The sequence below is a fragment of the Paracidovorax oryzae ATCC 19882 genome, assembly GCF_000687165.1.
Taxonomy (GTDB): Bacteria; Pseudomonadota; Gammaproteobacteria; order Burkholderiales; family Burkholderiaceae_C; genus Paracidovorax; species Paracidovorax oryzae.
Window position 1 is genome coordinate 1 of the sequence record NZ_JMKU01000054.1, and the last position, 7584, is coordinate 7584.

Annotated in this window: 8 protein-coding genes; all 8 read left to right on the forward strand. The window is 62.6% G+C overall.

What is annotated here, in order from left to right; genetic code table 11:
- The coding region (locus T336_RS25550) for a type VI secretion system Vgr family protein (RefSeq protein WP_035226978.1) at nt 1-1179 on the forward strand (1179 nt) is incomplete at its 5' end.
- Nucleotides 1169-1741, forward strand: coding sequence for a DUF6484 domain-containing protein (locus T336_RS0122205; RefSeq protein WP_156957926.1), 573 nt, complete (start codon nt 1169-1171; stop codon nt 1739-1741). The genes T336_RS25550 and T336_RS0122205, both read left to right, overlap by 11 nt.
- A gap of 9 nt (nt 1742-1750) precedes the next feature.
- Complete coding sequence (locus T336_RS0122210) at nt 1751-2854, forward strand: DUF2169 family type VI secretion system accessory protein (RefSeq protein WP_026434174.1); 1104 nt, start codon at nt 1751-1753, stop codon at nt 2852-2854.
- A complete protein-coding gene (locus T336_RS0122215; protein WP_156957927.1) occupies nt 2851-3909 on the forward strand; it encodes a hypothetical protein in 1059 nt (352 codons plus the stop codon). Before T336_RS0122210 ends, T336_RS0122215 begins: the two co-directional genes overlap by 4 nt.
- A 21-nt stretch (nt 3910-3930) precedes the next feature.
- Nucleotides 3931-4323, forward strand: coding sequence for a DUF4150 domain-containing protein (locus T336_RS0122220; RefSeq protein WP_026434176.1), 393 nt, complete (start codon nt 3931-3933; stop codon nt 4321-4323).
- 9 nt (nt 4324-4332) lie between these two features.
- On the forward strand, nt 4333-5565 hold the full coding sequence (locus tag T336_RS26370) for an HNH/endonuclease VII fold toxin-2 domain-containing protein (protein ID WP_084151505.1): 1233 nt from the start codon (nt 4333-4335) through the stop codon (nt 5563-5565).
- A gap of 12 nt (nt 5566-5577) precedes the next feature.
- A complete protein-coding gene (locus tag T336_RS27455) occupies nt 5578-6531 on the forward strand; it encodes a hypothetical protein (protein WP_156957928.1) in 954 nt (317 codons plus the stop codon).
- A gap of 24 nt (nt 6532-6555) precedes the next feature.
- A complete protein-coding gene (locus tag T336_RS27460) occupies nt 6556-7515 on the forward strand; it encodes a beta propeller repeat protein (RefSeq protein ID WP_156957929.1) in 960 nt (319 codons plus the stop codon).
- The last annotated feature ends 69 nt before the right edge of the window (nt 7516-7584 follow it).

A 7584-nucleotide genomic window follows, 5' to 3' on the forward strand; every position in this document is an offset into this window, starting at 1 on the left:
GAAATCTGGACCGACGAATACGGCCGCATCAAGGTGCAGTTCCACTGGGACCGGCTGGGGGCGATGGACGAGAACTCCAGTTGCTGGATGCGGGTGGCGACGAGCTGGGCGGGCTCGGGGTTCGGGGCGATCTCGATCCCACGCATCGGGCACGAAGTGGTGGTGGACTTCCTGAACGGTGACCCCGACTATCCCCTGGTCGTGGGCAGCGTCTACAACGCCGCGAACATGCCGCCCTGGGCCTTGCCGGGCAATGCCACGCAGTCGGGCATCAAGACCAAGTCGAGCAAGGGCGGCGCCTTCGGCGACGGCATGAAGAACGGCGCGGGCGATGCGAACGCGATCCGCTTCGAGGACAAGAAGGGCGCGGAGCAGGTGTGGCTGCATGCGCAGAAGGACCAGCTCATCGAGGTGGAGAACGACGAGGACCACTGGGTGGGCCAGGACCGGCGCAAGACCATCGACCGGGACGAGACGAACACCATCCACCGGGACCGGACCGAGACGGTGGACCGCGACGAGAAGATCACCGTGCACAACAACCGCACGGAGCGGGTGGACCACGACGAGACGATCTCGATCGGCGACAACCGAAAGGAAGACGTCGGCATCGACGAGACGGTCTCGATCGGGAAGAACCGCACGAAGACCATAGGCCGCAACGAGAAGGACAAGATCGGCAACAACTGGTCGATCAAGGTCGGCAAGATGAAGACCGAGACCATCGGCATCGCCTACATGCAGAACGTGGGCGTGGGGCGGATGGAGAACGTGGGCGTGGCCTACAACCTCAACGTGGGAGCCGTCATGGCCACGCTCGTGGGCAGCACGCAGAGCACCACGGTGGGCAGCAGCAAGAGCACCAGCGTGGGCGACAAGTACACGCTGACCGTGGGCGGCGGCGGTGGTTCCGGCGGAGGATCGGGCGCGCCTGGTGTGAAGCAGAACATCGTCGCCCCATCTGGTGGCAGCGGCGGCGCGAAGGGCGGTGGTGGCTCCAGCATCACGATGGACCCGGAATCCATCACGCTGAATGTGGGGCAGTCCAAGCTCGTGATGCGGCAGGACGGCACCATTACGCTCAACGGCCATGACCTCATGGTCGGCATGACTGGTGAACAGGTCCTGAAGGCCGACGGGAACATCACCATGAAGGGGGCGAAGATCCTTGAAAACTGATCACACCCCCATTCCGGGCGCCGCAGCGCCGGCCGTTGGTGCCGAGATTGCGCCATCCGCATTCACGGCGCTGCTGTACAAGCCCCAGCAGGCCGTGCCTGGCGAAGGCGCATATCCGCGCGCCGACGGAATTGCCCTCGGCACGCTCGCGAGCGTGGGCGGCGACGGCCAGGGCCCATGCGTCGATATTCCCGCGCTCGGATTGGCGGGCCTGCCTGCACGCAGCATGGTGACGCTGCAGGCCGCCGATGCGGGCCGTTCGGTCGCCATCGGTTTCGAGGGAGCCCGTGCCGACCGGCCCATCATTCTCGGCATGCTGATGCCGGAGGCGATGCCCGCGCAAACCGCGCCACCTTCTGCGCAGGCTGCGTCGAAGGCGGTGGAAGTGAGCCGCGACGGGCAGCGGGTGCGCATCGAAGCGGAGACCGAACTGGAGCTGCGCTGCGGCGATGCCGCCATCCTCCTGACCGCCGACGGGCACGTCCACATCCGGGGTGCCTATGTGACCAGCCACGCGAGCGCGGGCCAGCGCATCCGCGGCGGCTCGGTGCAGATCAACTGAGCGCAGCCCATGCAAGTGGTCGCGAGCAGCCGATGGCTGCGCTCCGAGGTATTTCCGTCCGTCGATGTGTCCGGGCGGGAGCATCTGGTCATCGTCACCAAGGGTGCGTGGAGCCTGCCGCAAGCCGGGCAGCGCCCACGCCCCGTGGAGCCTCCGCCCATCGCATGGTCGGACGAGCACTACGGCGCACCGGGCCTGTCCGCGGTGCGCTATCCCTCCGACGCCGTACGTTTCAAGCCGTCCTGCGACGTGCTGTTCGACGCCCATGCCCACGCGCCCGACGGCAAGGCCGTGGCCGCCTTGATGGTCGAGGCGCGTGTGGCGGGCATGTCCAAGCGCCTCAAGGTCTGGGGGCGCCGCCGCTGGCAGCGCTTCCTCCTGGCCTACGAGGCATCCGCTCCCGAGCCCTTCACGTCCATGCCGCTGCACTTCGGCATGGCGTTTGGCGGCACCCGCACCCTCGCCAATGCGGAGAATGACGCAGACGTGTGCGACGACAACCCCGTGGGCCTGGGATGGGCCGGGCCCCGCACCATCGGCCAGGCCAAGGACCAGCCGATGCCCTGCCTGGAATCGCTGGAGTGCCCCGTGCGCAGCCCCGAAGACACCGCGCCTGCCTGCGCGATGAGTGCGTTGCCGGTGCACCATCCTTCGCGCCAGCGCCATGCCGGTACCTATGACGAGGCGTGGCGGCGGGACGTGTTCCCCTTCCTGCCCGAGGACTTCAACGACCTGTTCCACCAGAGTGCGCCCGAGGACCAGCGCATTCCCTACCCTGTGGGAGGTGAGGAGGTGGCGCTCACCCACATGCTGGAGGGGCAGCCGCATCTGCGCTTTGCCCTGCCGCCGCTGGACCTGCTGCAGATCCGCGTGCTGCGAAAGGACTACGGCATCGAGCAGCCGCGCGCGCTGGTCGATACGCTGTTTTTCGAGACCGAGGCGCGCCGCATGACGGCCGTGTGGCGGGCCAGCGTGCCCATCCGGCGCCGTATCCAGGAGTTCGACACGATTGCCATTGGCCCGGTCGATGAGGCCTGGTGGCGAGCACGCTCCCTGGGACTGGAGGATGCGCATTGCGCCGGCTGCAGCCCTGCCGTCGGAGCGAGCGCATGACGCGGCCCACATCTTCCACTCAGGAACGGCACGGTTTGCGCGTCGTCTCTGCCGGCATCTGCTGCGCCGTGGGCTATAGCGCCGCAGCGGCCAGTTGCGCATTGCGCGCCGGCATGGACCATTTCCAGGAAAGCGACTTCCGCACGCGCAGCGGTGATCTCGTGCGCGTGGCCCGCCTGCCCGAGCCGCGCCTCTGGGGCGCGCCGCGGCTGGCCGAATGGATGCGCCATGCCATGGAGGACTGCCTGGCGCATGCCGGCCCGTTGCCGGAGGACCCCATGCCCTTGCTCCTGCTCTGCGCGGAACCCGAGCGCCCGGCGGCAGAGGACCGGCAGACCGTGCAGGCCGTGGCGCTGAGCCGGCCCGCGCTGGGGCGCCCGCTGCATCCCGCCTCCAGCGGCACGGCGACCGGACGGGCGGGCCTTGCCGGCTGCCTGGCCCATGCCGACAAACTGCTGCGCGAAGGCGCGGCGCGGCATGTGATGGTGGTGGGCTTCGACAGCTACCTCCACTCCGAGGTCATCAACCATTACCTCTCCCAGGACCGCCTGCTGGTGCCCGGCAACCGGGATGGCTTCATTCCCGGAGAGGCCGCCGCCGCGGTGCTGCTGGAACTGGCCCCGCCTGAGGCGCCGGGCCTGCACATCGCGGGCTGGGGCCAGGGCATGGAAGAAGGCCGGCCCGACGGCAGCGTGCCCAGCCGCTCGCGCGGGCTGACGCAGGCCCTGCGCACGGCCTTCGCACAGGCGGGCATCGACTGCAACGACCTGGCGTTCCGGCTCAGCGACCAGAACGGCGAGGGCTTCTTCGCTGGCGATGCCACCAACGCCTTCACGCGCGTGGCCGTGGACGGTGGGACGTCCCCCATGGTGCTCACCACGGCCGATTGCACGGGCGAAGTGGGCGCAGCCACCGGCCCGCTCATGCTGGCCTGGCTGCACCACCTCCTGCCGCGTGCGGACGGCCCCGGCCATTGCGGTGTGCTGCACCTGGCGAACGACGAGGGGCTGCGCGCAGCCGTCGTCGTGCGCTATCAGCCGCCCGCGCATTACTGACCTCCGAGGAGTACAGCCCGCATGGAAACCCACGTGTACGCGAACGACGACGAGTTCTGCTCGCAGGCTGCCGACGGCAAGGCCGCGGCGTGCTTCCCGGATGTGTGCCACAGCCCGCCCAAGCCGCCGAAGATCGGCATTCCGCTGCCATACCCGAACACTGCGTTCGCGCGTGACCTGGCCAACGGCAGCACCACGGTGTTCGTGTGCGGCACTCCCATCTGCAAGAAGGATGTGTCGTACCTCGCGACCAGCACGGGCGACGAGCCCGCCACCACGAAATTCCGCAAGGGCGTGGTGACCGAGGTCATCCAGGGGCGCTGCTACTTCGTGGACTGGTCGCCCGACGTGAAGGTCGAAGGCCTGAACGTGTGCCGCCACACCGATCCCACGACCCACAACCACAAGACCTGACGCACTCGCATGGCTCCTCGCACCAAACCGGGCAGCAGAAGCGGCAGCTCCAGCCACAGCAGCCGCCCCGCCGCCAGCCAGAAAGGCGCACCGAACACGCGCCGGCATGTTTACATCGATACGGCCGCCGCCAAGGGCAATTGCGCCAAGGACGTTGGCGCGATCGAAAAGAAATGCGCGCCCGAAACCCCAACGGAAAAGCAAAGCCGCCAGAAGTCGGCCCCCGGCCCGCTGGGCAAGCTGAAGCTGCCCACGCATAGCGGCAAGGCCGCCAATCCGGATGCGCAATGGATCAACGACCATTGCGAGTTCCTGATGATCAAGCCCAGCAGCCCGGAAGAGATGTTCAAGGAGTTGGAGAACATCCCTGCGCAGATGGCGGACGAGTTGGGAACGAAGGCCCTGGAAGCCGTGGAGGCCAAAGCCAAGGAAAAGCTCGAGAGCGCTGTGAAGGCCAAGCTGGCCAAGATGGCGATCAAGCAGGGCCTCGTGCGTGGAGGGTCGTTCCTGGGCGGGCCGTGGACTGGGGCAGCTGTCAATGCTCTCATGACCGCCGACGGTGCGTTGGACGCCGCGGCGGCTGCTGAAGAGTTCCCGGAACTGAAACGAGAAGTCGAGCAGGCGGCAGCCAAGATCAAGGACGCCAAGGCGCAGATTTCCGACATCCAGGGGCAACTGGACAAGTACAAGAATCCGGACGGCAGCTACAACAAGCAGAAGATGGTCACCGACATGATGACCGGGGCCGCGAAGCTGAACCCGTGTATCAGGGCACGCCGATGTGCATTGGTGCCATACAGGGAAACCTTGAATCCTCTTTCCGGACGAGACGGAAAGGGATGCTGTCCTGGGCAATCGGGGCACCATGTGTTGCCCAGTGCTATGTTTGAAGGGTGTCCAGGATATTCAGAGGGTGATGCTCCCACTATATGTGTTGAGGGGACAAACAACCGACATGGCTCTCATGGAACAATTCATGCAAAGCTGATGAAGGAGCTAGATGATCTCGACTATGCCACCGGAAAAATTATTCCTCGGGGAGCGCAAATTACTAAAGAGGGGGTGATCAATGCCGGAGTCAGATCCGTGGCTTCCGCCTTTCCTGAATCTGGGTGTGACGACCGCTGTATTAAATCTCAACTTCATGCTTTTTACGATCGATTAAATTGCACACCAGTGAGTCACCCAGGAGTTGCGGCTCCTGGTAAAGACAAACGCGTTGGACAGGGATCTGCTGATTAAAGAGGTTGTCGAATGTTAGAAGGCGATGATATTAAAGAGGCTTTTGCAGGATTTTTTATATATGACTGCGCCGTTAGAACGTCGGATTGCTTTTCATTTGCGATGCTCGAATCGATCGACGACGCTGCAAGCGGTGATCAAAGACTTTTAAACTTTTTTGCCAATAAACCAGTAGGTGAGAGAGTTGCATGGGATACATATGAGGGATTTGATTTGCCTGTAATCGCTGCATCCCGCGTTCCTGTCAATCAAACAGTTATGGTTTCATTGACTTGCGATGTGGCTGTTCTAGGGGGTGGCCGCCGTGGTATTGAGGCGCCGATTCCGCGAGGCGGATCTGAAGGCGACGTGCTTCGTTCATGCTATAAATTGGCAGCCATCGATGGTAGGGTTTACGCGGTAGGCTCCAGGCGAACTGTTTGTAAGCGAGTGGACCACGGGAAATGGGAAAGCTTGGCGAGCGATCGAAGTACTTTGCCAAGGCCAAGCCGTGTTGGCTTGTCGAGTGACGGTGGTTTTAGTGCAATTGATGGTTTTAGTGAATCAGATATTTATTGCGTAGGCGGTAAAGGCGACGCATGGCGCTACAACGGCCAACGCTGGTACCAGTGCATGGTGCCAACAAACATGTATTTTGAAAGCGTCTGCTGTGCAGGAGACGGTTTCGTTTACATCGGCATGCAGAGCGGTTCCGTCATGCGTGGCCGAGAAGACTCCTGGGAGATCATCCACCGAGACGAAATGACCTTAGCCTTCAAGGATATGGTCTGGTACGGGGACAAGGTGTGGTGTACCTCCGACTACGGCCTGTGGGTAATCGAGGACGGGAAGCTCAAGGAGGCGGACGTTCCGCCCGAGGTGAAAGCGTGCTCTGGCAATCTGTCGGTGGGCGATGGCGTGATGTTGCTGGCCGGCATGTACGGAGCCACGGTATTCGATGGGCGTAATTGGCAGCGGATTCTTTGAATTCCAAAACAGGGATATTAAATAATGACTGCCGTTGGAGAGGATTTGAAAGAGGTTTTGACCGGGTTTTTCGTGTACGACTGCGCTGTTAGAATGCGTGATTGTTTTTCTTTTGTGCTGTTGGAGTCCATTGATGACGCGGCCAATGGTGATAAAAGGCTGATGAACTTCTTTGCCAATCTTCCCGCAGGAGAAAGGTTGGCTTGGGATACGTACAGCGGATTCGATCTGCCGAAAGTGGCCGCGTCTTCTCATCCAAAAAATCAGGCAGTCATGGTATCTATCGATTGCGATGTCGCGGTCCTCGGCGGCGGCAGTCGTGATATGGAAGAGCCTATTCTCACTGGCGGGGCGCCAGAAACTGAGGTGCTTCGTGCATGTTTCAATCTGGCGACTATAGATGGCAGCATCTACGCCGTGGGCCCGAGACGAACCGTCTGCAAGAGGGTGGACGAGGGAAAGTGGGAAAGTTTGGTAGGAGACAGAAGCTCTTTGCCGAAACCTGCACGCGTTGGGACTTCGAGTGATGGCGGCTTTCACGCAATTGCCGGCTTCAATGCATCCGACATCTATTGTGTTGGCGGCAAGGGTGATGCATGGCGCTACGACGGCCAACGTTGGTACCAATGTGTCGTCCCCTCCAATATGTATTTTCGCAGCGTCTGCTGTGCAGGTGACGGCTACGTTTACATCGGTATGCAGAGCGGCTCCGTGATGCGCGGCCGAGAAGACTCCTGGGAAATCATCCACCGCGACGAAATGACCCTGCCCTTCAAGGACATGGTCTGGTACGACGGCAAGGTGTGGTGCACGTCGGACTACGGCCTGTGGGTCATCGAAAACGGCAAGCTCAAGGAGGCAGACGTTCCGCCTGAGGTGACTTCCTGCTCGGGCAACCTGTCGGTGGGCGATGGCGTGATGCTGCTTGCCGGCATGTACGGAGCCACGGTGTACGACGGGCGCGAATGGCAGCGGATTCTGTAATGGACCCGTGGCGCGGCCGGCGCCAAAAGTACAGTGGGAATTTGCTGGTTTCTAAGATGTTGATAAATA

Coding starts and splice junctions, on each gene's coding strand:
- T336_RS0122210 (WP_026434174.1), top strand. CDS start 1,751: ATGCAAGTGGTCGCGAGCAGCCGATGGCTGCGCTCCGAGGTATTTCCG.
- T336_RS0122215 (WP_156957927.1), top strand. CDS start 2,851: ATGACGCGGCCCACATCTTCCACTCAGGAACGGCACGGTTTGCGCGTC.
- T336_RS0122220 (WP_026434176.1), top strand. CDS start 3,931: ATGGAAACCCACGTGTACGCGAACGACGACGAGTTCTGCTCGCAGGCT.
- T336_RS26370 (WP_084151505.1), top strand. CDS start 4,333: ATGGCTCCTCGCACCAAACCGGGCAGCAGAAGCGGCAGCTCCAGCCAC.
- T336_RS27455 (WP_156957928.1), top strand. CDS start 5,578: ATGTTAGAAGGCGATGATATTAAAGAGGCTTTTGCAGGATTTTTTATA.
- T336_RS27460 (WP_156957929.1), top strand. CDS start 6,556: ATGACTGCCGTTGGAGAGGATTTGAAAGAGGTTTTGACCGGGTTTTTC.